The 25,607-nt window shown below is 67.0% G+C and carries 20 protein-coding genes and 3 tRNA genes; 9 read left to right on the top strand and 14 right to left on the bottom strand.

What is annotated here, in order from left to right; genetic code table 11:
- Positions 1-47 precede the first annotated feature (47 nt).
- The 4 genes from CWS50_RS04065 (at position 48) to CWS50_RS04050 (ending at position 3,526) form a co-directional block, all read left to right on the top strand.
- Positions 48-731 carry a phenylacetate--CoA ligase family protein gene (locus CWS50_RS04065; protein ID WP_127841761.1) on the top strand — a complete coding sequence of 228 codons (684 nt, stop codon included), beginning with the start codon at positions 48-50 and terminating at the stop codon, positions 729-731.
- A 288-nt stretch (positions 732-1,019) separates the two neighbouring features.
- Positions 1,020-1,904: an aminotransferase class IV gene (locus CWS50_RS04060; protein WP_127841760.1), complete on the top strand. Its 885-nt coding sequence runs from the start codon at positions 1,020-1,022 to the stop codon at positions 1,902-1,904.
- Positions 1,905-1,982: 78 nt separating this feature from the next.
- Positions 1,983-2,576, top strand: a complete 594-nt coding sequence (locus tag CWS50_RS04055; RefSeq protein WP_127841759.1) for a prephenate dehydratase domain-containing protein — start codon at positions 1,983-1,985, stop codon at positions 2,574-2,576.
- Positions 2,573-3,526, top strand: a complete 954-nt coding sequence (locus tag CWS50_RS04050; RefSeq protein ID WP_164860071.1) for an ornithine cyclodeaminase family protein — start codon at positions 2,573-2,575, stop codon at positions 3,524-3,526. The genes CWS50_RS04055 and CWS50_RS04050 overlap by 4 nt, the downstream gene beginning before the upstream one ends.
- Before the next feature lie 1,418 nt (positions 3,527-4,944).
- On the opposite strand, the gene CWS50_RS04045 is transcribed toward CWS50_RS04050, so the two are convergent.
- Positions 4,945-6,462 (bottom strand): NAD(P)/FAD-dependent oxidoreductase, encoded by a 1,518-nt coding sequence (locus CWS50_RS04045; protein ID WP_127841757.1) that lies wholly within the window; start codon positions 6,460-6,462, stop codon positions 4,945-4,947.
- A gap of 220 nt (positions 6,463-6,682) precedes the next feature.
- Positions 6,683-7,828: an ROK family transcriptional regulator gene (locus CWS50_RS04040; protein ID WP_127841756.1), complete on the bottom strand. Its 1,146-nt coding sequence runs from the start codon at positions 7,826-7,828 to the stop codon at positions 6,683-6,685.
- Between the two features lie 201 nt (positions 7,829-8,029).
- Between CWS50_RS04040 and CWS50_RS04035 the strand changes: the two genes are divergently transcribed.
- The 4 genes from CWS50_RS04035 (at position 8,030) to CWS50_RS04020 (ending at position 13,719) form a co-directional block, all read left to right on the top strand.
- Positions 8,030-10,237, top strand: coding sequence for an alpha-galactosidase (locus CWS50_RS04035; RefSeq protein ID WP_127843226.1), 2,208 nt, complete (start codon positions 8,030-8,032; stop codon positions 10,235-10,237).
- A gap of 133 nt (positions 10,238-10,370) precedes the next feature.
- Positions 10,371-11,276 carry a carbohydrate ABC transporter permease gene (locus CWS50_RS04030; protein WP_127841755.1) on the top strand — a complete coding sequence of 302 codons (906 nt, stop codon included), beginning with the start codon at positions 10,371-10,373 and terminating at the stop codon, positions 11,274-11,276.
- Between the two features lie 13 nt (positions 11,277-11,289).
- Positions 11,290-12,267, top strand: a complete 978-nt coding sequence (locus CWS50_RS04025) for a carbohydrate ABC transporter permease (RefSeq protein ID WP_127841754.1) — start codon at positions 11,290-11,292, stop codon at positions 12,265-12,267.
- A gap of 9 nt (positions 12,268-12,276) precedes the next feature.
- On the top strand, positions 12,277-13,719 hold the full coding sequence (locus CWS50_RS04020; protein WP_127841753.1) for an ABC transporter substrate-binding protein: 1,443 nt from the start codon (positions 12,277-12,279) through the stop codon (positions 13,717-13,719).
- Between the two features lie 135 nt (positions 13,720-13,854).
- Here CWS50_RS04020 and CWS50_RS04015 read toward each other — a convergent pair whose 3' ends face one another.
- The 12 genes from CWS50_RS04015 to CWS50_RS03960 all read right to left on the bottom strand — a co-directional run bounded on the left by CWS50_RS04015 (position 13,855) and on the right by CWS50_RS03960 (position 24,563).
- Complete coding sequence (locus CWS50_RS04015) at positions 13,855-14,373, bottom strand: regulatory protein RecX (RefSeq protein WP_127841752.1); 519 nt, start codon at positions 14,371-14,373, stop codon at positions 13,855-13,857.
- On the bottom strand, positions 14,373-15,668 hold the full coding sequence (gene recA / locus CWS50_RS04010) for a recombinase RecA (RefSeq protein WP_127841751.1): 1,296 nt from the start codon (positions 15,666-15,668) through the stop codon (positions 14,373-14,375). Before recA ends, CWS50_RS04015 begins: the two co-directional genes overlap by 1 nt.
- A 239-nt stretch (positions 15,669-15,907) precedes the next feature.
- The gene (locus CWS50_RS04005; RefSeq protein WP_127841750.1) at positions 15,908-16,153 is read right to left on the bottom strand and encodes a DUF3046 domain-containing protein; all 246 of its coding nucleotides are present in this window, start codon (positions 16,151-16,153) and stop codon (positions 15,908-15,910) included.
- A gap of 153 nt (positions 16,154-16,306) precedes the next feature.
- Entirely contained in the window at positions 16,307-16,714 is a 408-nt protein-coding gene (locus CWS50_RS04000) for a helix-turn-helix domain-containing protein (RefSeq protein ID WP_279221971.1), read from the bottom strand.
- A gap of 226 nt (positions 16,715-16,940) precedes the next feature.
- A complete protein-coding gene (locus tag CWS50_RS03995) occupies positions 16,941-17,486 on the bottom strand; it encodes a CinA family protein (protein ID WP_243118448.1) in 546 nt (181 codons plus the stop codon).
- A 7-nt stretch (positions 17,487-17,493) separates the two neighbouring features.
- Positions 17,494-18,105: a CDP-diacylglycerol--glycerol-3-phosphate 3-phosphatidyltransferase gene (gene pgsA, locus CWS50_RS03990; RefSeq protein ID WP_127841749.1), complete on the bottom strand. Its 612-nt coding sequence runs from the start codon at positions 18,103-18,105 to the stop codon at positions 17,494-17,496.
- A gap of 191 nt (positions 18,106-18,296) precedes the next feature.
- A complete protein-coding gene (locus CWS50_RS03985; RefSeq protein ID WP_127841748.1) occupies positions 18,297-21,365 on the bottom strand; it encodes an FtsK/SpoIIIE family DNA translocase in 3,069 nt (1,022 codons plus the stop codon).
- Between the two features lie 97 nt (positions 21,366-21,462).
- Positions 21,463-22,386, bottom strand: a complete 924-nt coding sequence (locus tag CWS50_RS03980; RefSeq protein WP_127841747.1) for a PfkB family carbohydrate kinase — start codon at positions 22,384-22,386, stop codon at positions 21,463-21,465.
- 8 nt (positions 22,387-22,394) lie between these two features.
- On the bottom strand, positions 22,395-24,080 hold the full coding sequence (locus CWS50_RS03975; RefSeq protein WP_243118447.1) for a ribonuclease J: 1,686 nt from the start codon (positions 24,078-24,080) through the stop codon (positions 22,395-22,397).
- 107 nt (positions 24,081-24,187) lie between these two features.
- Positions 24,188-24,260, bottom strand: a tRNA-Glu gene (locus CWS50_RS03970).
- A 118-nt stretch (positions 24,261-24,378) separates the two neighbouring features.
- Positions 24,379-24,451, bottom strand: a tRNA-Glu gene (locus tag CWS50_RS03965).
- Positions 24,452-24,491: 40 nt separating this feature from the next.
- A tRNA-Gln gene (locus tag CWS50_RS03960) sits at positions 24,492-24,563 on the bottom strand.
- Positions 24,564-24,765: 202 nt separating this feature from the next.
- Between CWS50_RS03960 and CWS50_RS03955 the strand changes: the two genes are divergently transcribed.
- On the top strand, positions 24,766-25,554 hold the full coding sequence (locus CWS50_RS03955; RefSeq protein ID WP_127841746.1) for a hypothetical protein: 789 nt from the start codon (positions 24,766-24,768) through the stop codon (positions 25,552-25,554).
- Positions 25,555-25,607: the final 53 nt, after the last annotated feature.

Raw genomic sequence — 25,607 nt, 5'->3', positions numbered from 1 at the left:
GCTATCGAGACCTCTTAACCAACTATGGTGCGCACCTATCGATCGCTGTGATGGGGCCGACGGAACTGCACTCGACCGGCGACACCTTCGGTGACGTATTTCGAAGTCTCGGCCACAGCAGCATCAAAATGTGGCCACATTCCCCTGTCGTCGGCTTCGACCGCGCCTCACACCTACTTCAACGGCTGCCAATCACTGGTCTGACCTGCACACCCGGAATGACCATTCTCCTGGCCCGGCATCTCCTCGCCTCGGGAGTCGATCCCTCTGCTCTAGGCATCCGAGTGATCCTCACTGTTGGCGAGATGGCGACTCCGCAGTTGTTGAAGCAGATCGGCCAACTCTGGGATGCCGACATCTACAGTTGTATGTATGCCTCGCAGGAAGCATCTATCCTGGCCGTATGTCAAAGTGACGGCCGCCTGCGGACGACGCCTTTGAACTACTACTATGAGATCATCGAACCCAATACTGGGATGGTGCTGAACCCCAAGTCAGATGAGCGGGAGGGAGAACTCGTCATCACCCACCTGTACCGCGGTGCCAAGCCCCTCATCCGATACCGCACCGGTGATCTCGTCCGCACCCGTGGTGCAGGTCAGGACTTCACCATAACCCCGATCGGTCGTGTTCTCGATGAACTGCACATCGGTAACACCATCTATGCCGCATATGACTTTGAGGCTGTCGTGCTCCAGGATTGCCCCAATTTCCTCGACTATCAGGTTTGACATCCACCGACGTGATGACGGCCTGGACGAAGTAGATCTGCTTCTTGAATCCTCGCACGCACCCTCTGCAGAAGACCATATGTCGGCAGAACGGCATGCTAGAGTTCTCGCACACAACCTTGGCGTTCCTGTTCGTGTACTGTGGGGCAAAACGGACGCGCGGACCTCTACAGGAGCCATGGTCAGCTGGAAGGCTGCTCGGATTCGAGACCACCGCAACAACCTGCAGGAAGTTGAGGTAGGTTCCGCTGACAGAATCGCTATCCAGCGGGAACGCAGAACAACGTCATGACAGCATTTGCTTACCTCGATGGTCAGTGGGTTGACGCGACCTTGCCCCATCTCGGCCTTTCTACTCAAGGCCTCCAATACGGCACCGCAGTATTCGAAGGTATCCGCGCCTACCGTAGCCAGGGTGAAACTCATATCCGAATATTCAAAGCCAGGGAACATTTTAAGCCAATGCACGCCTCGTGCCGCGCTCTTCGGATTGAACTCCGTGAAGGCGTTGACGAGCTCATCGGAATCGCAGAGGAACTCATTATTCGGAACGATCATGATAACGACTGCTACATCCGACCGGTTGCGCGCAAGACAACCTTCCTCCCGGGGACACCGTTCGGGGTCAGGCTCTCGGGCGTTAACCATAGTCTTATGCTGACTTCCTTCCCGATGCCTTCCCGGTTGGGTCACCCTAGCCGTCTCGGAATTGCGTCCACCCGCAAGGTGCCCGATACCTCGATACCCTCCCGGGCGAAGATCAGCGGCGCGTACGTGTCCAGCGCTCTCGCAGTCGACGAATGTACTGCCCGCGGCTACGACGACGCCTTACTGCTGACAGATGAAGGCCGCGTTGCCGAGGCATCGACCAGTAACATCCTTCTCAGGCGAGATGAGGCTGTCATTAGTCCTTCACTCGATCAGGGAATACTTCCCGACGTCACCCGCTCCCTAGTGCTCGACATCGCGAGGCACGAAGGATACGAAGTCATCGAGCGCCCCGTCGAACTCGCTGAACTTTTCTCCAGCGACGAACTTCTCCTGACGGGCACAGGGGTCGAAATCTCTCCGGTGACTTCCGTCGAAGGCCGGGAAATTCGGGATGGATTACCCGGTAGTTTCACACGTCTCGTCTGCGAACAGTACCAGGAAATAACCCGAGCAGTCCGTTGAGGATACCGCAATACCTCGAAAGAGGCGCTACTATGTTGTACTTTACCGTCAACGACTACATACCTTCATCGTCAATTCGTGTCTCAACACTCGGTCTGTCAGGAACGAGCGCCGCAGGCGGCCGCGTCCACGAGGCAGGCCATCTCAACACTCGGTCCGTCAGGAACGAGCAGTGAGCAAGCAGCGAAGCACTTCCTCGAACACCTTGGTGCCGATAACGGCCAGATCCTACTTCATTTATCATATCACGACGCCGCCATATCTGTCCCTAACGGAGAAGCTGATTACCTCGTAGTCGCCAACGCTTTCCATGGAATCAACGACTTCTACATGGATCCCACCACGGATGTACACAGCGTTTTTCACATGCTGACCCCTATGTATGGACTAGCGAAGCGCCCGAACATCTCCCTTCCGACGCAACTCGAAGTCATCAGCCATCCAGCACCAGTGGCCCTCATAACGGAACTCATGCCGCAGGGGTACGAATGCACCCGAATCATCCCCGCGAATTCAACAGCCTCAGCAGCGAAAGCGGTCAATAGAGGCGACTATGACGTCGCTCTGACCACTCATCCTGCAGCAGAGCAGAACAACCTGCGATTCTTCTCGAATCAACGCCCCATTGAGATGGTATGGACCGTCTTCACCCAGCACCAAGAACGGATATGATCCAACTTAACGCCGAGTCGCTATGGACAGCCGCCGATAACCAGGAGTTCTGGATACGTTTAGCCGACAGGATGGCTGTAGCCCTTAGGGAACAGGCCGCCGATCTAGCGGCATCCTCACCGCGGCATATCATACGAACAAGTATCGGTAACGGACTCGGGATCATGGCAGCAGTCGCCGAGCGCCCGAATACAGCGATCATGGGTGCCAAAATCGTTTCATTAACTTATCACACCTCGCAGGAAAGACCTTCCCACCCCGGTACAGTCATTCTCCTCGATCCAGCTTCGGGGGAACTACAGGCGGCTCTTGACGCAAATGCGATCACCGCGATGCGAACGGCCGCGACGACTTGTGCAGTTACCCGGCATATGCGACCTGAGGCTGCGCGTTTTACTATCATAGGTACCGGCACTGAGGTTCGCTCACATCTCCTCGCGCTATCAGCCGCATATCCGAATGCACGGTTCACGATATGGGGAAGACGACGCGAGGCGGCTTCCAAAATTGCGACCAAATACAGGCTCGAAGGCATCTCTGTCTCCACGGAGCCGAACTTGACGAAGGCTCTCAGAGATGCCGACGTAGTCACCAGCCTAACAGCGGCTAAGTCACCGTTCCTCGACATACGCCATGTCGGGGAATCAGCCCATGTCAGCGCAATAGGGGCGTCAACTCCGGGCCTTGCGGAATGGACCCCAAGATCATTCGGTTCCGTGGACGTTCTTGCCTGTGACACTGTCGAAGAATGCCGACGACAGTCAACAGAAATCCCCGCAGCTTTTCTCGACTCCGCAGTTAACGCATCCACTGTCCTTGAATACCCACCCTGGAAGAGTACTAGTCAAGGCAGTAAGCGGTCACTTTACAAATCCGTAGGATCTGCTGTCCTTGATATCGTCGCTAGCACGTTCCTTGTCGAACTAGTCTACTTTTCACGAAACATGTGATGGGTGGATAAGGTTATTGGCACTAGGACCTGTACACGGCTTTTTATGAGTAGATATAGGTGAGACTGTGACATGGGTTGCCAAGATTACGGCAACTGCGAGGAACTCCGCTCGTAGTGGTGTGAAGTCGTTTGTGGGAGGACCGCACGATGGCCGCAATAATAGTGACCTGCCTGAGATGTCCTGCCTTAGGTGGTGGGGTGCTGAGTAGCTGGGTACAGGAAACAGTGCAGGCAGGATGAGGGCGAGGTAGAAGCAACGTAGGAGACTGCGGAGACACACCTCCTTCGAGCGCAACTACACAAGGCCAGGGAGGGATAATGACTCCGGCGAGAAGCCGTCACCTTTGTCGCTGAGGAGCAGGAGCAAGGCAAAAGCCGTCTCTCATCTTCAGTGAGAAATATATCTGCCTGTGTCTACGACTGCTGGTGGCCCCAGGGGACATCAAGGACTGGCACAACCGGTCTGAGTCCCAGACGACCATAAGGCGAAGGGATTTCTAGACGGCGGTCGGAGCCCGAACTCTGGGACCGTAAGGCTCCACCTACGGTCGCCGAAATATTTGCCCGCCAACCGGGCCTGGGTAGAGATGGCGGTGGAACCGGGCACCGTCCGGTACAAGCCCGTGTGCGCGCTGGGATTCGTAATTTTACAGGTACTCCGAAAGGTGAGGACTACCCTCCCTGCGGTCTATTTGACGGAGCACCCCGCGCCGGTAGGTCGTGATTTTTGTCGCCACGGGTAAAGGGGCAGCAGTGGCGTGGTATGTCTGCCTGGGAGGACTTGTCTGTCTCGAGACTGTTCTCGACTGTTGCACCGCGAACGTGATTGGCTGGGTGACGGGTTGGCTCACGTGCGCACCAGTTGGTGCGAGATTCTGCCCTCATGGCGGCAGGCGCGCCGCCTGCCCGAGAAAGGGCAGACCATTACTTCACTCAGACCAAGGCTCGCAGCAGCACCCTTTCCGGGAGCTCTCCACCCACTTGGAGGCCTATGGCAGTCGCTTGTTTGCGGTCATACCGGGGCGTGACCGGGCGGGCGCCTGGGCGCAGTCCAGACCGCCATACTCAAGAACAATCAGGTCCACACAGTCGGTGTACCCGACAAGGAGGAAACGGTCACAACGGCACTGTCTCGTGGAACAGGGTTGAGGCATTAGCCAAATACGGTTCCATTTGACATCAAGATACCAGCCCCTGAACGAAGCCCGGGACTCAGCCGCTGACACAGGACAAGCCGGAATGCAATATGCTACACTCTATATCGATATGCGGTTTGCATGAAACCTTGTCTCACGCAAACCATACTCACCTCCAATTTCCTCAGCTGCATAAGCGCAGCCACCGACGAGACCCTGTGGGCACTGGGCGAGCCATCGTCATCTGGTCAGGCGACAGGTTATGGCCCTCCCTCCGGCCTCAGCCCGGCTGGTGGTGCCGGGAGGCGATCCGGGCGTCGTTGGCGGTGGCCTGGGCAAAGGCCGCCCCCGGTGCCGCCACGGACCCGAAGGAGGCCAGGTCCCTGCGGAACACCACGGCGGCGAACCAGTCCATCATGATGCGCACCTTGCGGTTGAGGGTGGGCACGGCGTAGACGTGGTAGCCACGGTGCGCCGTCCAGGCCACGAACCCGCGCAGGCTGTGGCCCAGGATGCGCGCCACCCCCTTGCCGATGCCCAGGGAGGCCACAGTGCCCAGGTTCTCGTGGGCGTAGGACTCCAGGAGGGGCTCCTGGCCGGGCGCGGCGGTGAGCAGCGCCACCAGATTGTCAGCCAGGAGTCGGGCCTGGCGCACGGCGTGCTGCGCGGTGGGCGCGCAGGTCGCCTCCGGGTCCTCGCTGGTCACGTCGGGCACGGCCGCGCAGTCGCCCGCCGCCCAGGCCCCGGGCACCACACCACCCTCACCTGCCACCTGGAGCGTGGGCAGGGTGGTGACACGCCCGCGGGCGTCCACCGGCAGGTCGGAGTCGGCCAGAACAGGTGAGGGCTTGACCCCGGCCGTCCACACGACGGTGTCCGCGTCAAGCTCGGTGCCATCGGACAGGACCACGTGCCCGTCCACGCAGGAGGACAGGAAGGTGTTGAGGCGCACGTCGATGTCGCGCTCCCGCAGCTGCTCCAGCCCGTATCCGGAGAGCTCCTCGGTCAGCTCGGGCAGGATGCGGCGCGACCCCTCCACCAGGACGAAGCGGACGTCCTCCTGCTCGATGGAGTCGATGGTGCGCACGAGGGCGCGCGCCATGTCCTCCAGCTCGGCGATGGCCTCCACCCCGGCAAAGCCCCCGCCCACGAACACGAAGGTGAGCAGGCGCCTGCGGCGCTGGGCGTCCCAGGTGGAGGCGGCGTCCTCGATGCGCGACAGCACGCGGTTGCGCAGGGCCAGGGCCTCCTCGACCTGCTTGAAGCCCAGCGCCTGCTCGGCCAGGCCGGGGATGGGCAGGGTGCGCGCCTCGGCCCCCAGCGCCAGGACAAGGTGGTCGTAGCCGATCTCGTAGGGCTGGGGCACCTCCTGGGAGGACTCCGGGACCGGCGGGGTGACGGTGAGCCTGCGGGAGGCGTGGTCGATGGCCGTGACCGACCCGGTGAGGATGGTGCACCCGGACAGGGAACGGCGGTGCGCGGCGATGACGTGGCGGGGCTGGATGGACCCGGCGGCGACCTCCGGGAGGAAGGGCTGGTAGGTCATGTAGGGCCGGGGGTCCACCACGGCGATCTCCACCTGGTCGGTGCCCAGGCGGGCGCGCAGCGCCCGGGCGGTACAGAAGCCGACGTACCCGCCCCCGGCGATGACGACCCGGGGAGGACGGTGCCCGCCCCGGGGCGCGGGCGCACCCGCCACCACCGGGCGGCTGGGACGCAGGGCCAGGGCGAGCGCGGTGCCAGCAGCAAGCAGGCCAGCAGCGGACAGCACGAGGGTGGTACGAGTGGTACGGCTCATGCCCCGACAATAAGGGCAGCCTTACTTCCTGACGAGGCGAGCCCACCCTCCCCTGCCGTGGTTCCTGCCACAGAAGCGGATGCAGCCGCCCCCGACCATGACGACCCGGGGAGGACGGCGGCCTCCCCGGGGCGCGGGCGCACCCGCCACCACCGGGCGGCTGGGACGCCGGACCAGGACGAGCGCGGCACCGAGCGCGAGAGCACCGGTCCCGGCCCCGTCACCGGGCACCTGCCAGGTCGGCCCACCGGTCCACGGCCAGCGCGGCCGCTCCCCGCGCCCACTCCTCGAACTCAAAGGGCCGCAGCTGCACCGCCGCCGGGGAGGCCGACCAGTGCCGCAGCCGGGCAACCTCCGCCTCAAAGACGTCCCGGTGGGCCTGGAGCACCGCGACTCCCTCCCCCGACACCACCGTGAGAGCAGGGTCGGCAAAAGCGACCAGGGTCCCCACCAGACGGCCTGCGGCGCGGGAGGCCTGGTGCAGGACCTCACGGACCTCCGGGTGGCTACGCAGCCCGGGCTCCATCACCTCCTCCATGGTGACAGCACGGCCGAGCCTGCGCGCCACCGAGGCGGTGATACCAGCCGTGGAGGCCAGCGCCCTGACGCAGCCCGCGTGCCCCATCTCGCACCGCGGCCCGTCCTCGGCCAGGGGCAGGTGGCCCACGCTCCCGGCCGCCCCACGGGCGCCAGAGACCACCTCACCGCCGACCACCAGGCCGCAGCCGATCCCCTCACCAAGCGTGACCAGGGCAAAGGGGTCGGCACCGCGACCGACACCGAACCAGGCCTCGGCACAGGCAAAGGCCCGCACGTCGTTGGCGACCGTGCAGGCCACCCCGGTGGCCGAGGAGACCAGCCCTGCCAGCGGGACCTCACGCCACCCCAGGAAGGCCGCCACCTTGACGACGCTGTCACCCGCGACCGCGGCACCCAGCGATATCCCGATGGCGTCGGGCACCCGCCCCCGTCTGGCCCCCAGGCCCGCAGCCACCGAGGCCACCCTCGCCACCACGGCCTCGGGGTCCGTGTGCTCCAGGGGGACAGCCTCCTGCTCCAGGACAGTCCCTACCGGCGAGGTCAGCACCGCGTAGAGCCGGTCGGCCGTGAGCTTGACCCCCAGGAAGGTGGCGCAGTCCTCCACCACAGCCAGGGTCCGGGTCGGCCGTCCCGGCCCCGCCTGCTCCTCGGGAGGCTGCTCGACCACCTTCCCGGACTCCAGCAGCGGACGCACCGTGCGGGTCGTCGTGGCTGCGGACAGCCCCAAGCGCTCACCGAGCTCGGCGCGGCTGAGGGGGCCGGAGGCCACCAGTGCCACCAGGACCCGCGCCCCCAGCGTGCGTCCGCTACCTGCCGTAGACCTCACGAGACCTCACACCTCACGTCGAAACCCTGGTTCATCCCTGATACCGCCCGCAACAATAGTCGCCGTCGCCCCGCAGGCCCAGCACCCCGGACACTGCCCCCAAGCATGGCTGATCTCACAGAGTGACCCAAGGCACCGAGGTGCTAACCTTTCTTTTCAACTTACAAGAAACTGGTTCCCACCACCCCTGGAAGGACGATGATGACCCTCCACCTGCGCAACGCGGGCACCTCCCTGGTCCTGGACCTCCCCGAGGACCGTCTCCCGGTGGTGCGCCACTGGGGCCCGGACCTCGGCGACGTCGAGGGCGCTGAGCTGGCTGACGCGGCCGCAGCCGCACGCACCAGCCTGGGCAGCAACACCCACTGGATGCTCAACGACCTGCCGGTCCTCCCCCTGCCCCACCTGGGCTGGTCCGCCCGCCCGGCGGTGGGGGTGTCGCGCACCGACGGCGACGCCTTCTCCCCCCACCCCACCAGCCTCTCCCACGAGTACTCCCAGGAGGTGGCTCCCACCGGCACCACCCACCGGGTCCGCTCGCTCGCCACCGACCCGGTCCACCTCCTCACCCTGGGCACCGAGCTGCGGCTGGAGCCCTCCGGCCTGGTGCGCCTGCGGGCCTGGGTCAGTGACGACCGCGACGACCATGACGACCGCGATGGCCGCCCTGCCGGGAGCGAGGGAGCAGACCTGGTGGTCACCGAGCTCACCCCGGTCATGCCCGTGCCCGACGCCGCGGTAGAGCTCCTGGACACCAGCGGGCACCACCTCCTGGAGCGCCAACTGGTCCGCACCCCTTTCTCTCCCGGTGCGCGGGTCCGCGAGTCCTGGGAGGGACGCCCCGGCCACGACGCCGCCACCTGGCTGGCAGCAGGCACCCGGGGCTTCGGCTGGCGCAGCGGGCGGGTCCACGCGGTCCACCTGGGCTGGTCCGGCAACAGCCGCCACCTGGCGCTGAGCACCACCGCAGGCCCCAAGCTCCTCGGCGCCGGGGAGCTGCTCCTGCCCGGCGAGGTGACTCTGGGACCAGGGGAGGTCTACACCACGCCGTGGGTGTACTTCTCCTGGGGGGAGGGACTGGACGCCCTGTCCCACCGCAGCCACGACTGGCTGCGGTCCCTGCCCTCCCACCCTCAGCGCCCCCGCCCCGTCCTCCTCAACACCTGGGAGGCGGTCTACTTCGACCACGACCTCGACACGCTCAAAGAGCTCGCCGACGCGGCCGCCCAGGTCGGTATCGAGCGCTACGTGCTGGACGACGGGTGGTTCGGCTCCCGGCGCGACGACACCTCCGGCCTGGGTGACTGGCAGGTCTCCGCCCAGGCCTGGCCCCAGGGGCTGGAGCCCCTGGCGGAGCACGTGCGCTCCCTGGGCATGGAGTTCGGGCTGTGGTTCGAGCCGGAGATGATCAACACCGACTCCGACCTGGCCCGGGCACACCCTGAGTGGATCCTCTCCGACGGTGCCGGGGGCGCCCCCGAGCACCGTCACCAGCGGGTCCTGGACCTGACCGCCCCGGGTGCCTGGGACTACCTCCTGGAGGCGATCTCCTCCCTGGTGGAGCGCCTGGGCATCGCCTACATCAAGTGGGACCACAACTCCCCCCTCCTGTCCCCGGGGCACATGACACCCAACCCCGGGCTGGGGACCCGGCTGGGGGCTGCGGCGGTGCACGACCAGACCCTGGCCTACTACCGCCTGCTGGACGCCCTGCACGAACGCTTCCCGGAGCTGGAGATCGAGTCCTGCGCGGGTGGGGGCGGGCGCGTGGACCTGGGCGTAGCAGAGCGGGTCCAGCGCGTGTGGGCCTCGGACTGCATCGACGCCCACGACCGCCACGACATCCAGCGAGGCACCTCACTCCTGCTGCCTCCCGAGCTCGTGGGGACCCACGTGGGCTCGGGCCGCGCCCACACCACGCTGCGCGACCTCGACCTCGACTTCCGGGTCGGCACGGCCCTGTGGGGCCACATGGGCGTGGAGTGGGACCTCACCGCCGCCGACGAGCCCACGCGCCAGCGCCTGGCTGCCGTCATCGCGCTGCACAAGGAGCTGCGCGGGCTCCTCCACTCCGGGCGGACGGTCCACGCCGACCTCGACCAGGACGAGGCCCTGCGCATTGAGGGCGTCGTCGCCGACGACGGCTCCCAGGCCCTGTTCGAGATCGCCTGCCTGGCCCAGCCCCTGACCTGGCCCACTGCGCCACGGCCGCTTCCCGGCCTGGACCCGGGCCGTCGCTACCACGTCCGCCTGGCGGCGCCCCCCTACCCCGAGCTGGGGTACCAGGCCGGGTGGATGGGCGAGGACGGTGTCGTCCTGCCGGGGTCGTTCCTGACCACCACGGGCCTGGCTCTTCCTGTCCTCCACCCCGACCACCTGGTCCTGGTACGCGCCACCGCCTCGGACTGAACCCGCTGGGCCAGCGGGCCTACTGAGCCCTCCGCGCACGCGCCGCCCCGGCCCTGAGCACCCGTCCACAATCTGTCCGCACCACAGCCCCTGCCCGCAGTCTGTCCATAATCACCGTCGATTTGGAGACCCGATGTCAACCTCGACCCCGGTCGCGCGACAAGCCAGTCGCAGACCCCGCTCCGACCTCAGGCTGGGCCTGGCCTTCATCGTCCCCGCGACGATCGGCCTGGTCGCCTTCTTCCTCTGGCCGCTGGCCCGCGGTATCTGGCTCTCGTTCACCGAGTACAACCTGCTCACCCCCGAGCAGTTCACGGGGTTGTCCAACTACCAGCGCATGGCCTCCGACTCGACCTTCTGGAACGCCGTGTGGGTGACCCTGGAGTACGTCGTCATCAACATCGGCCTCCAGACGGTCCTGGCCCTGGCCATCGCCGTACTCATGCAGCGCCTGACCCAGTCCACTCTGGTGCGCTCGATCGTACTGACCCCCTACCTGGTCTCCAACGTGGTCGTCGCCATGCTGTGGCTGTGGATCCTCGACAACACGCTGGGTATCTCCAACGAGCTCATCCAGGGCCTAACCGGTGAGCGGGTGAACTTCTTCTCCTCGGCCCTGGCCATCCCCACCATCGCCGTCATCAACGTGTGGCGGCACGTGGGCTACACGGCCCTGCTCATCTTTGCCGGGCTCCAGTCGATCCCGGCCACCGTCTACGAGGCGGGCAAGGTGGACGGTGCCAGCGAGTGGACCATGTTCTGGCGTATCACGGTCCCGCTGCTGCGTCCCATCCTGGCCCTGGTGCTCATCATGACGATGATCGGCTCCTTCCAGGTCTTCGACACGGTGTCGGTAACCACCCAGGGAGGTCCGGTCAACGCCAGCCGGGTGCTGCAGTACTACATCTACGACATGGCCTTCGACCGCTTCCAGTTCGGCTACGCCTCGGCCATGGCCGTGGGGCTGCTGGTGGTCCTGGCCGTCATCACGGTCGCGCAGTACCGCATGACCCGCGCCAACGAGACGGACCTGGACTGAGAGGGGAACCACGATGAGCACAGACACCACCAGCACAGCCGTGGCGGGAGCCGGGAGGGCCGCGACCGGGACCATAGCACCGGCCACTGCGCCCAGGAGCGCCACCTCCGAGGAACGGCGCCTCAACCTGGGACGGGCACTGGCCTGGGTCGCCATGTCCCTGGTCATCATCATGACGATCCTCCCCTTCTACTGGGTGCTGCGCACCGCCCTGTCCTCCAACGCCGGGCTGGCCTCGGACCCCACCTCCGTGCTGCCGGTGGACACCAACCTGCGCGGGTTCGCCCGGGTCTTCGGCATGCAGTCCACCGAGGAGGCCATCGCCGACGGTGGCTCCGGCGCCTCAATGAACTTCTGGCTCTACCTGCGCAACTCCGTCATCGTGGCCACCCTGGTCACCGTCTGCCAGGTCTTCTTCTCCGCCATGGCGGCCTACTCCTTCGCCCGCCTGCGCTGGCCAGGCCGGGACACCGTCTTCTCGGTCTTCCTGGCCGCGCTCATGGTGCCGTCGATCTTCACGCTCCTGCCGAACTTCGTGCTCGTCAGGCAGCTGGGACTCATTGACACCCTGCTGGGCGTAGCCATGCCAACAATGTTCATGACCCCCTTCGCGGTCTTCTTCCTCAAGCAGTTCTTCATGAACATCCCCAGTGAGCTGGAGGAGGCGGCCCTGCTGGACGGCGCCTCGAAGATCCGCGTGTTCTTCCAGCTGATCCTGCCCATGGCCAGGGCCCCGATCACCACGCTGGCGATCCTGACCTACATCACCGCCTGGAACGACTACTTCTGGCCCCTGCTGGTGTCCTACACCGACTCCTCCCAGGTGCTGACGGTGGCCGTGGCCGTCTTCAAGTCCCAGACCCCCCAGACCGGCCCCGACTGGTCCGCTCTCATGGCAGCCACCCTGGTGGCCGCCCTGCCCATGCTGCTGCTGTTCATGGCTGCGGCCAGGCGCATCGTCAACTCCATCGGCTTCACCGGGATCAAGTGAGGAACAACGATGACCCCCACATTCTTCAGACGCACTGGCCTCGCACGCACTGACGGCTCCGGCCCCGCTGCAGCGCCCTCCTCCCTCCTGCTGACCAGACGGACCGCGCTGTCAGCCCTAGCCGCCTCCACTACCGCTCTGACCCTGGGTGCCTGCGCCCAGAGGTCCTCTGACGGGGACGCCAGCACCATCGACTACTGGCTCTGGGACGCCAGCCAGCTGCCCGGGTACCAGCAGTGCGCGAAGGTCTTCGAGGAGAAGACCGGGATCACGGTGCGTATCACCCAGCTCGGCTGGGACGACTACTGGACCAAGCTGACTGCGGGCCTCCTGGCGGGGACCGCCCCGGACGTCTTCACCGACCACATCGCCCGCTTCGCTCAGCTTGCGGACCTGGACGTCCTGGTCCCCCTGGAGGAGCAGCCCGCCTGGGCCGAGGTTGACGAGTCAGCCTTCCAGGAGGGCCTTATCGACCTGTGGAAGGGTGAGGACGGCCACCAGTACGGCTGCCCTAAGGACTGGGACACCGAGGCAGTCTTCTACAACAAGGACATGGTGGCCCAGGCCGGCCTCACCGAGGAGGACCTGGCAACCTGGGAGTGGAACCCCGAGGACGGGGGCACCTTCGAGAAGATCCTGGCCAGGCTCACCGTGGACCGCAACGGGGTGCGCGGGGACGAGGAGGGCTTCGACCCCCAGCACGTCGCCACCTACGGCATCGGTATCCAGGACTCTGGGGGCTCTGACGGCCAGACCCAGTGGAGCCCCTTCACCGGCACCCTGGGGGACTGGATGTACACCGACCAGGAGACCTGGGGCACCCGTTACCGCTATGACGACCCCCAGTTCCAGAAGACCATCGACTGGTACTTCGGCCTGGTGCGCAAGGGGTACATGAACCCCAACGGCGCCTTCTCCGACGCCACGGGCACCGACGTCCAGATCGGCTCGGGCAAGGTTGCCCTGGCCATCCACGGCGCCTGGATGTTCAATACCTTCGCGGGCCTGGACGTCAACATCGGGATCACCACCACGCCCAGGGGCCCCAACGGCACCTCCGCCTCCCTGCTCAACGGGCTGGGTGACTCCATCGTCAAGCAGTCCACGAAGATCGAGGCCGCCTCCAAGTGGGTGGCATTCCTGGGAACCGCTGAGGCACAGGACATCATCGCCTCCCAGGGGGTGGTCTTCCCGGCGATCGCCTCCTCCACCCAGAAGGCTGTGGCCGTGTTCGAGGAGACGGGCCTGCCCACGCGGCCCTTCACCAAGCACGTGGAGGAGGGGACCACCTTCTTCTTCCCCCTGACCTACTTTGGCTCCGACGTCACCGCCATCATGACGCCCGCGATGGAGGACGTGTGGGCCAACGGGGTGCCGGCCTCCTCCCTCACCGGCTACAACGAGCAGGTGAACCTGCTCTTCGAGACCTCCACGCACGAGGACGAGGAGTAGTCGAGAAGCAGTCGGCAGCCGAGCCACCCAGCACCCTGGCACCGGCACGGTCCTGGTGCCAGAGGCAGCAAGCAGCTCGCCCCGGTGACCCCTGACGGAAGGGAGCCACCGGGGCGAGTGCGTCTCAGGGCGCCCCTACGCGGACTCGTATGCAGACTCGTCCCCGGCCTCCGGCACCGCCAGGGCCACAGCGCGCAGGGTCAGCTCGTGGCCGTACCCCTTGCGCCCCAGGTAGGCGCTGAGGCGCCGCCGCCGCACGGCGGCCGGAAGAGCGGTCATGGTGGCCGCACGTCTGCGTGCCAGGCGCAGCGCTGCCGCCTCCTCGTCCTCAGAGGTGATCTGCTCCAGGGCGCAGGAGACAGCCTCCTCCTCCACGCCCTTGCGTCGCAGCTCCTCAGCGACGGCCCGCCTTGCCACACCTTTCTCTGCGAACCGCGTGCGGGCCAGGGTGGCGGCGTAGGCCTGGTCGTCGACAACTCCTGCCGCCTCCAGCCGGTCCAGGACCTCTGCGGCGACCGAGGGGTCCACACCCTTGCGCTCCAGCAGGGAGGCCAGGGCAGCCCGGGGTACCGCACTGCGGTCGAGGCGACGCAGGACGATGTCACGGGCGGCCTCGACCGCCTCAGCGCGGGGGTCCGCAGCAAGCCACGGCATCAGAAGCCGCCCGCGTCCTCACCAAAGATGGTCTCTGCGGCCTCTGCGGGGTCCGTGGTGGCCTTGGCGGCTGCCATCCCAGCCTCCGAGGCCTGTCTGCCGCCACCCCTGGTGGCAGACCCCTTGGCCCGGCCGCCGGGCTCCCGCGCGGTCTTCCTACCCCGCCCCCGCGCCCGGGGCGTCTCAGCAGGTGGGTCAGCCTGCGGCGAGGCGGTTGCACCCCCACCTGCAGCCTGCAGCGCGGCCTGCGCCTCCTCCTGGGCGGCCTCCTCACGAGCCCGGCGCCCCGGCTCACCAATCCCCAGGGCGGCCAGGATCTTCTCCTCGATCTCCGCAGCAAGCTGGGGGTTGTCCTTGAGGAAGGTGCGCGCGTTCTCCTTGCCCTGGCCCAGCTGGTCCTCCCCGTAGGTGAACCAGGCACCGGACTTGCGCACCACCGCGTGCTCGACCCCCAGGTCCAGCAGGCTTCCCTCCCGGGAGATCCCCTGGCCGTAGAGGATGTCGAACTCAGCCTGCTTGAAGGGCGGGGCCATCTTGTTCTTGACGACCTTGACCCGGGTCCGGTTGCCCACGGGCTGGTCACCGTCCTTGAGGGTCTGGGTGCGGCGCACGTCCAGGCGCACCGAGGAGTAGAACTTCAGCGCCTTCCCCCCCGTCGTGGTCTCCGGGTTACCGAAGAAGACGCCGATCTTCTCCCGCAACTGGTTGATAAAGATAGCCGTGGTGCCTGTCGAGGACAGCGCTCCGGTGATCTTGCGCAGCGCCTGGCTCATCAGCCGGGCCTGCAGGCCGACGTGGGAGTCCCCCATCTCCCCCTCGATCTCCGCCTTGGGCACCAGGGCGGCGACGGAGTCGATGACGATAATGTCCAGTCCTCCCGAGCGCACCAGCATGTCGGTGATCTCCAGGGCCTGCTCACCAGTGTCAGGCTGAGAGACCAGGAGGTTGTCGATATCCACCCCCAGGGCCTGGGCATAGACCGGGTCCAGGGCGTGCTCGGCGTCGATGAAGGCCGCGTTGCCGCCAGCAGCCTGCGCGCTGGCCACGGCGTGGAGGGCCACGGTCGTCTTCCCTGAGGACTCCGGTCCGTAGACCTCGATAATACGGCCCCGGGGGAGCCCCCCCACACCCAGCGCCACGTCCAGGGCGACCGAACCGGTGGGGATGACGGACACCGGCGGGCGTGTGTCGTCACCCAGGCGCATGACGGAGCCCTTGCCGAAGGACTTGTCAATCTGTGCGAGGGCGGTGGCCAAGGCCTTGGAACGGTCCTGGGTCTGGGTGGCTGCAGGCATGTGCTCTACCTCGGGTACTCGGGCGGCTCTCAGCCGCGGTGGGCGTGGCTGGTCATTGCTGAGGTCCCCTCTCCGGGGCTCACGGACGACGGTATGCCTGACCACTGACACGTAAGACTGCCTCTGGACATCCTGTGGAGCCGAGGGGTAGCGGCGTCGTCTGTGGAGAAGAGTAACCGAACACGTGTTCGACTGCGAGGCCACCAGGACCGGCGTGTCAGCGTGTCACAGAGCGTCCGTCACAGAGTCTTGTCAGGCAAGCGTGACCGTCGCCGGGAGTCGTCGCGCAGCACCCACCGCTCCGCGTCACTTCGCTGCGTCTCGTCGCACAGGGCGTGCCACACCCTCCGGGGAGCGACGCCGTCAGCCAGCGCCTCCAGGCAGGTCGCCCCCAGGCCGGGCAGAACCAGGTCCTGAGCCAGGGAGCGGCCGTAGCCGGACCCGAAGACAGCCTCCACCGCCTCCCAGAACTCCGAGTACCTCACCCAAGCCTCCCACCACCGGCTCGCCCGCTGCCAGCCGGACCGTGCAGACTCTTCCGGGAGACAGGAGCAGGCCCCCGGGCCACCAGCAGCGGCTCGAGGACCCGGGGACACACCGCCGCGCGCAGCGGCAGAGAGAAAGAACCTGGGAGGAGGTCAGTGTAGAGAGGCACTCTGCTGACGGATCAGCTCGTCAGGGACAGTGTCAGGGATGACGACACCCTCGGTCAGGGCGATCCTGTCAGAGACCTCACGCAGCACCGTGGACAGCGGCGCCCCCAGTGCCTGGCAGATCGAGGCCAGCAGCTCGGAGGAGGCCTCCTTCTGCCCCCTCTCCACCTCAGACAGGTAGCCCAGGGACACACGTGCCTGACTGGAGACCTCTCGAAGGGTACGGCCCTGATGCTGACGCACCGAACGGAGCACCTCACCAATCTCCCGGCGCAGGAGGACATTATCTTGCTTGGTCGTGTCCACGGCAGCAGCATAGCCCGTTGTGGACGCGCCCTGCATCGGCATCTTGCTGAGCGGACGGGTGGTGCGGGTGCGAGTCACGTTGTTCATCATCTGGCACAACCATTCGCGTCGTGGATTCATTCCCGTCCTCGTTGACACAGCCTCCGAAGACGTCACGACGATCTTCACCGCCCTTCCTGAAAGCAATCTCAAAAACCTCTTAGCCACACCCTTGTCATCCGTCGCGCACCTATGCGCGCAGGAGAGCTCTGTTGGTCGGGGAACGGACGGTACGGGCGGCTCAGCCCCTCACTGACGCACGCCCCCGGACAGGTCAGTCCCCCTCGGTCTGCCGACCGCCCTCACCCGGCACACCAGAGGTCAGGAGCTGCGTCACCATCTCAAGCGCCTTGACCGTCGTCGCGTACCGCACCTGTGTCCGCCCGCCCGGAAGGCGCAGCCCCTGGAGCCGCGCACCCCGGCCGGAGACTACCGCGAGGTAGACCGTGCCCGCCTCGTGACCGTCAGCACTGCCCGGTCCGGCGACACCGGTTGTGGCCACACCAAGATCGGCACCCATGAGACGCGACACCCCTGCCGCCATCTGCTCGGCAACAACACTGTCCACCGGGCCGACCTCCGCCAGGCGCACCGGGTCGACGCCAAGGACCTGGTGCTTGACCCTCGTGGCATAGGCCACGACGGCACCGACGAGCACACGAGAGGCACCGGGCACGTCAGCAAGAGCCGAGGCCACCATGCCTCCGGTCAGGGACTCCGCCACCGCCAGGGTCAGGTGCCGTCGACCAGCCTCGTGCAGCAGGCGCTCCGCAGCCTGGCGCACCTCCTCAGCCATCTCCCTAGTCACGTGCTTAGTCATGCGCCACTCACCCCTGTACCACCCTCGCGCGGGACAGAGCCACCGCCTGGCGCACGTAGTCCAGGCCGGTGACCACCGTGACCACCAGCGCGGCGGCAATAACACCATAGAAGACCTGCACCAGGAGACCTGCGACAGAGGCGGACAGAAACAGGCCCCAGGGAGCGAGCAGCCCGATCAGCCCGATCATCTGGAGGGTCGTCTTGACCTTGCCGCCACGTGACGCCGCCATGACAGCGCGACGCAGCATCACGAAGCGCATCGCCGTGATCCCCAGCTCTCGCATCACGATCAGCGCGGTCACCCACCACCACAGGGTCCCGTCAATGCTGAGAAGGACGAAGGCCGACAGCGTCAGTGCCTTGTCCGCCACCGGGTCAGCCAGCTTCCCGAAGCTGGTCACCAGGTTCCGGGACCGGGCCAGCTGTCCGTCGAGACGGTCGGTGACGGCCGCGACGCAGAAGACCACGAGGGCAGCCACCCGCGCAGCGCCTCCCGGAAGCAGCATGAGCCAGACAAAGACCGGGACAAGAAGTAGTCGCAGGACGGTCAGGACGTTGGCGATGTTAAGCAGGGGAGGCTGCTCAGACGGCAGGTCGGGGGCCGGGGTTGCGCTCATCAGGGACAGCGTAGCCTCCCTCACTCCGCAACGGGGCCGAACGCCCCGGCCACCCGGTCCGGGACGGACGGGGCACAAGGCTGCAGGGCGCCCAGCACCGCGCCCGCCGGGGCATCGGCCGCAGCACCCGACAGAACCTGCGGCTACTCGTCGGCACTCCGTCGGCACCTCTGTCGCGGGTCAGCGCCCTCCTACCACGAAGGGCCCCGGCCGGTCAGGGACCAGGCGTCCTCAGAGTCCCCCTCGGCGGAGTCGTCCCACGGCTCCGCCTCAGGCGCACCCGAGCCCGCCCTCAGAGGATCTGTGCTGTAGCGGCGGGGCGAGGAGGAGGCGCCTCCACGTCCGACCGCCTCCGGCTCGTCCTGGGAGGCCTCCTGCCCGGAGCCCTCCGCCACGCTACGCGTCCCGTCCTGCCCGTCCTCCTCAGCCTCTACAGCCTCCACGGCACTGCCCGGTGAGCGGGCACCGCCTCCGGGAGCCGTGGCGTCGCCCTTGATCCACGCCAGGGTCTCCTCCAGCTGCTCCGGGGCCACCAGGACCTCACGGGCCTTGGAGCCCTCGGAGGGGCCGACGACCTCACGCGACTCCAGCAGGTCCATGAGTCGTCCCGCCTTGGCGAAGCCCACCCTCAGCTTGCGCTGCAGCATTGACGTCGAGCCGAACTGGCTGGAGACGATGAGCTCGGCGGCCTGCAGCAGCAGGTCCATGTCGTCACCGATCTCCTCGTCGATCTGCTTGCGGGCCTCCGGGACCACGACGTCCTCGCGGTACTCGGGTGTCAGCTGAGCCTTGACGTGGTCCACGACCTGACGGATCTCGGACTCAGTGACCCAGGACCCTTGGATACGTACCGGCGCCGAGGCCCCGGGCCCCAGGTAGAGGGCGTCACCCTGACCGGTCAGGGTCTCGGCACCGTTCTGGTCCAGGATGACGCGCGAGTCCAGCTGGGAGGCCGTGGCAAAAGCCAGCCGGGAGGGGACGTTGGACTTGATGAGGCCGGTGACCACCTGGGCCACAGGGCGCTGCGTGGCCAGGATGAGGTGGATGCCCGCAGCCCGGGCCAGCTGGGTGATGCGCTGGATGGAGGCCTCCACGTCCTTGGGAGCAGTCATCATGAGGTCAGCCAGCTCGTCGACGACGACCAGCAGGTAGGGGTAGGCGCTGATCTCCCGCTGGGAGCCGGGCAGCGGCTGCACCTCCCCGGCCCTCACCGCCTTGTTGAAGTCGTCGATGTGCTTGTAGCCGAAGGAGGCGAGGTCGTCGTAGCGGGTGTCCATCTCCCGTACCACCCACTCCAGGGCCTCGGCCGCCTTCTTCGGGGAGGTGATGATCGGGGTGATGAGGTGCGGAATGCCCTCGTAGATCGTCAGCTCCACACGCTTGGGGTCCACCAGCACCATGCGTACCTCCTCAGGGGTGGCACGCATCATGATCGAGGTGATCATGGAGTTGACGAAGGAGGACTTTCCCGATCCCGTCTGGCCGGCGACCAGCAGATGGGGGGTCTTGGCGAGGTTGGTCACCACGTAGTCGCCCTCGACGTTCTTGCCCAGCCCCACCACCAGGGGGTGGGACTGCCTCCTGGCCGCCGAGGAGCGCAGGACGTCACCGAGGTTGACCATCTCACGGTCGGAGTTGGGGATCTCGATACCGATGGCGCTCTTGCCCGGGATCGGGGTGAGCAGGCGGATCTCGTCGGAGGCCACCGCGTAGGCAATGTTCTTCTCCAGGCCAGTGATACGCGAGACGTTGACCCCACGACCACGCTGGACCTCATAACGGGTGACCTGAGGGCCTCTGGTGTAGCCGGTCACGGTGGCGTCAACGTTGAACTCAACGAAGACGGCGCTCAGGGCCTCGACAATGCGGTCATTGGCCTCCGTACGGGTGGCGTGTCCCGGCCCGGCCGACAGGAGCTCCTCCTGGGGCAGGCTGTAGGTGGAGCCGTCAGGCAGCGCCATGGCGCCCAGGGCGATCTGGTCGGCAAGGTCCTCCAGGGCCTGCCCCCTGGCACCCGTGACCTCGGGGGTCTCGACCGTGACGGCGTCAAAGTCGGGCGAGCCCGGGTCCGGGGCAGCCGACTGGCTCGCGGAGCGGGCAGAGGCAGGCCCCCCACGGCTACCCCGGCCTGCACCTGTCCGGGCAGCCGACTGCGGTGAGGTGTCCATGACTGTCGTCGCCGAGGTGCCCGAGCCCACTAGCGCGTCGTCGGCCCCGGCAAGGACCTGGGTCCCTGCGGGCTCGTCAGGGCCGCTGTCAAGAGCGGAGGAGCCTGCCTGGGAGTCGGGTCCGGGCAGCACCGAGGTGGACCCCCCTGCCTGCTGCCGCCCCCCACGGCCACCGCCCTGCTGGAGACCGTGCTCCACCGAGCGCCGACGGCGACCGCTGCCGCGCGGGCGCTGCCTGGTCTCCCCCGGCGTCTCCCCCGGGTCCCTTCTCTCCTCCGCCTCCTTCTCCTCTGTCTCCAGGGCGGAGCGGAAGGCCTCATCACCGTCGTAGGAGTCCAGGACCGTAGTCTCGGCAGACTCGACCACCCGGGCGCCTGCCCTGGCACCACGCCCGCGTCCTGCGCCGTCCCGGACGCGTCCCAGGGCGCGCCGGGCCAGCGAGTCCGCCCTCGCCCCGGGGCCGCCGTCCGCGGCGTCCTGCTCACGGTAGGCGGCTGCACGCTCGCGCAGCTCGGCCACGGTTGTCCCCGACAGGACAAGGGTGGAGAAGGCAGTCAGGAGGACAAACAGCAGGAAGGCCCCGACGGAGGAGAACAGCACGACCAGGGGGTAGCCCACCACCCAGCCGAGCAGCCCGCCAGCGTCCTCCAGCCCGGCGATACCGTCGACAAGACGAGGGTTCCCTGCGCCTACCTGGATCATGCCGGTGACAGCCACGAGGAGCCCCAGGCAGCCTACCGCCACCCTGGCATGGACCGCTCCAAGCCGGTAGGAGCGCAGCATGGCCACGCCCAGAGCCGCCAGCAGCAGCGGCACCACCAGGCTCAGGACCCCCACAGGCCCAGCCGCGACGTGGTGCAGCACACCGCCGGCGGTCCCGGACACGCCGAACCACTCGCGCAGGCCCAGCAGCACCGCCAGGCCGATGATCGCAAAGCCCCAGGCCGTGCTCCAGTAGCGGCCGCCCACAGGCCCACCACGCCCGGTCCCGGCAGGACCAGGAGCGGAGGCACCCCGGCTCCCCCCCCGCCCCTGGGACGCGGAGGAGGACGCTGCGGAACGGGAGCTGCTCACGGTTCGACGAGTGGCCATGATGCCCAGAAACTATCGGAATCTGCCCGGGTATCCGCCTGCCACGCCGCCGGTCCCCGGTGCGACCACTCACGTCCCGACGCAGGCCTGTGACGGGTCAGCCCTGGCGCAGCAGGGCGTCGATCTCCTCGCGTCGTGGCGCTCGTGCCGGGCCGACGCGTGCCACCGCCAGCGCCGCCGCCGCGTTCGCCCGGTAGGCGGCAGCCACCGGGTCCAGCCCGTCCATAAGACCCACGACCAGGACCCCCGTGTGGGTGTCACCCGCTCCTGTCGTGTCCACGACGTCACGCGCGAAGCCGGGGACCTCGGCGCGGTCCTGCCCCACCGGCCACAGCACGCAGCCGCTCCCCCCCGTACGCCACACCAGGAGGGCGTCCGGACAGGCCTCTCGGATCTCCTCAATGGCTCCCATCCGGGCGGCCAACCGTGTCATCTCCAGGTGGTTGCCGGTCAGCAGGGAGGTACGGCGCAGCAGGGGAAGAAGCACCTCGTCAGGGATGTCCGGCTGGACCGGCCCGAGGTCCACGACCAGGCCCACCCCCGGGGGCAGGGCCACGAGCCAGTCCACCAGGACCGCACGGCTGCTGGGGTGCACCAGGTCGTAGCCCGTGGCGTGGACCCAGTCCCCGCGCATCAGGTCGAGGCGCTCCAGGTCCTCCCGCTGCGGCTCCGCCTCGACGCCCTCGGTGGTGACGTAGGTACGTCGTCCTGAGGGCTCGATCAGCGTGGTACAGGTACCGATGTCCCCGACAAGCTCCTCGACGAGGAGCTCGATGCCGTCGATCCTCATGGACTCACGCACCTGGGCGGAGTTGGGTCCGGTCCCCAGGGTGGCAGCCAGGGCGGCAAACGTCCCTTGGCGGGCCACGGCAGACACGACCGTGTAGCCGCCGCCCACCATCGGCCCCGAGGAGACTCCGGTGACCGCACCTCCCGGCGCGGGGAAGCGCCCCACGTGCAGGGGCAGGTCGATCAGGACCGAGCCGGTGGAGATGAAGCAGGCTGGACGGAGCCGAGTCATGGTCTACCTCACGCCTCAATGACCACGGGGACGATCATGGGCCGCCTCCGCAGCCGCCGCCCCACCCACCGGCCCAGCGTGCGCCGCATGACCTGCTGGAGCGAGTAGGCGTCAGCACGACCGCCTTCCAGGGCCTGGGCCAGGGCCTCAGTGACGTCGGGCAGGACGTCGTCGAAGACGGCGTCGTCCTCGGCCATCCCCCGAGCCTGGATGTGGGGGCCCGCGAGGATCGTCCCGGTTTTGGTCTCCACGACCGCGTAGACCGACACGAACCCCTCCTCCGCCAGGATCCGGCGGTCCTTGAGCTCGGTCTCGTCAATCTCACCCACCGAGGCGCCGTCAACGTAGACGTAGCCGCACGGGACCTGCCCCGCGATGGCGGCCCTGCCGTCAACGAGGTCGACGACAACACCATCCTCGCACAGGACCACCCGCTCCGGGTCGATTCCCGTCTTGACCGCCAGCGCGCCGTTGGCCACCAGGTGCCGGATCTCGCCGTGGATCGGCATGACGTTGCCGGGGCCGACGATGTTGTAGACGTGGAGCAGCTCCTCGGAGGAGGCGTGGCCGGAGACGTGGACCTTGGCGTTGCCCTGGTGGACGACCCGGGCGCCCAGCCGCATCAACTGGTTGATGACACGGAACACCGAGTTCTCGTTGCCAGGAATGAGAGAGGAGGCGAAGACCACGGTGTCACCCGGCTCGATCGTCACCGACCGGTGCTCGGAGTGGGCCATGCGGGACAGCGCCGCCATGGGCTCTCCCTGGGAGCCTGTCACCATGAGGACGCGCTCGTCGGGGGGCAGCGTGGTGACGTCACGGGGATCGATCAGCACCCCGTCAGGCACCTTGAGGTAGCCGCGGGCGGAGGCGATCCCCATGTTGCGCACCATGGAGCGCCCCACCAGCGCCACCCGGCGGTCGTGGAGCGCGGCGGCGTCGAGGACCTGCTGGACGCGGTGGACGTGGCTGGCGAAGGAGGCAACGACGATCTGCCCCGGGGAGTCGGCGAACACCCCGTCGAGCACCGGACCGATCTCCCCCTCGTGGCCGATCATGCCGGGGACCTCCGCGTTGGTGGAGTCCACGCAGAACAGGTCCACGCCCTCCTCCCCGAAGCGGGCGAAGGACCGCAGGTCGGTGACACGTCCGTCGATAGGCAGGGAGTCCATCTTGAAGTCACCGGTGACCAGGATGCTGCCCGCGCTGGTGCGGACCATGACAGCCATGGCGTCGGGGATGGAGTGGTTGACGGCCACGAACTCCAGGTCAAAGGGGCCGTAGGCGGTGCGCTCGTGCTCACGGACCTGGTGCAGGACCGGACGGATGCGGTGCTCGGACAGCTTGGCCTCCACGAAGGCCAGCGTGAGCTCGGAGCCCACCAGAGGGATGTCCTCACGCAGCCTCAGCAGGTAGGGCACCCCGCCGATGTGGTCCTCGTGACCATGGGTGAGGACCAGGGCGACGATGTCGTCGAGCCGGTCCTCAATGGAGGTGAAGTCCGGAAGAATAAGATCGACGCCGGGCTGGTCCTCCTCTGGGAAGAGCACGCCGCAGTCAACCACGAGCAGCCTGCCCTCGACCTCGAAGACAGTCATGTTGCGCCCGACCTCCCCAAGCCCCCCCAGGGCGGTGACACGCACCGCTCCCTCAGGAACCGGGCCGGGAGCCTTCAGTGCAGGAAAGTTCGTCACCTCGGAAGTGTAAGCCAGCCGAGAAGGTCCCCCGGCAAAGGAGCCCGGTTGAGCAGACACGTGCCGCACCTGCTCAACCGGGCTTCGAGGCACTCCAGGCCTCCCCGTACCCCCAGCCGGATTCGAACCGGCGCCGCCGCCGTGAGAGGGCGGTGTCCTAGGCCGCTAAACGATGGGGGCAAGTCAGTATGAAATTGTGGTCGGAAGACATAACGAGTCCACGCTCAGCACCACGGCGCATGACCGAAGGACCCTGACTACGGCAACTGACCACAGCCGAGCACGTGCTCCGTCTCCGTACCCCCAGCCGGATTCGAACCGGCGCCGCCGCCGTGAGAGGGCGGTGTCCTAGGCCGCTAAACGATGGGGGCAAGTCAGTATGAAACTGTGGTCAGGAGCCGAGAGGCTCCGCTGGGGTACCAGGACTCGAACCTAGAATAACTGAACCAGAATCAGTCGTGTTGCCAATTACACCATACCCCACAGGAGAGCCTTCCGAAAGCCGGTTGCTCCCGTGCAGCGGATAGTAATGTACACGTCTGGCAACCCGGCAGCCAACTCGTCTCGGCGTGAGTGCAGCCACAGCAGGACGACAGCCCCTCTGCGACTCCCCCCGCCCCCGGGCGTCACCTAGAATCACTCCCGTCATACCTCCCAGCCCACCCATCCCGTTCCAGAGGTTCCCGTGAACACACCCACCTCCCCTTCAGGCCTGAGGCGCTCCCGCCAGGTCCGTGCCGTCGCGGTGTCGACGCTCCTGGCAACCACCCTGGTCCTGGGAGCATGCGGCCTCCTGGGCGGCTCCGAGAACAGCACCCGGGCAGGATCGGCCACATCCGCCTCACCACGCCCCCCACAGGCGACCCCGGCGGCGGAGGAGTCCCCGACCCGCTCCGGAGCGGTCGTGACCCGGCAGCCCAGCACCGCGACGCCCACTCCTGCCACCACCACACAGCCCTCCACCGCCCCCACGCAGTGGCCCGGCCCGGACGTGAAGTTCTACAACGAGGACGACTCGATCTGGTACCAGGACGACAGCGTCGCCAACTCCGAGGCCGTCGGGGACGAGGGCAACATTGAAGGGTACCGCACCAACAACCACGCCTGCATCGGCTACGTCGCCCGGGAGTCGGGTGAGGAGCTCTTCTCACCCGACGGCAACGACAACTCCCTGACCAAGACGCAGATTGAGAGCAGGGAGAGCGCGCTGGAGGACTACGCCGCCGACGACCCTGTCATCGTGGACCTGGTCAGGGACGACGACGCCACGATGGAGGGCTACGAGGCCACCTTCACCGCGACCTACGGGTCCGGCCCGGTCGAGGGCCACCGCTTCGCCAGGACCGTGAGCCAGCAGGGCTTCCTGTTCTCCGCCATGGTGATCTGCGACTCCGGGTCCGGCCTGACCACCGAGCAGTGGCACACCGTCCTGTCGGGGCTGCGGCTGGAGGGCATCGACGCCGCGCCAATGTGAGCCGCCCGTGTGCGCCTCCCGGCGGTCCAGGCGCCTCATGAGCCCTGGGGCTG

This window comes from Actinomyces wuliandei, from assembly GCF_004010955.1.
GTDB lineage: Bacteria > Actinomycetota > Actinomycetes > Actinomycetales > Actinomycetaceae > Actinomyces > Actinomyces wuliandei.
The sequence above is the reverse complement of the archived record's forward strand: the minus strand, read 5'-3'. Positions and strand labels throughout refer to the sequence as shown.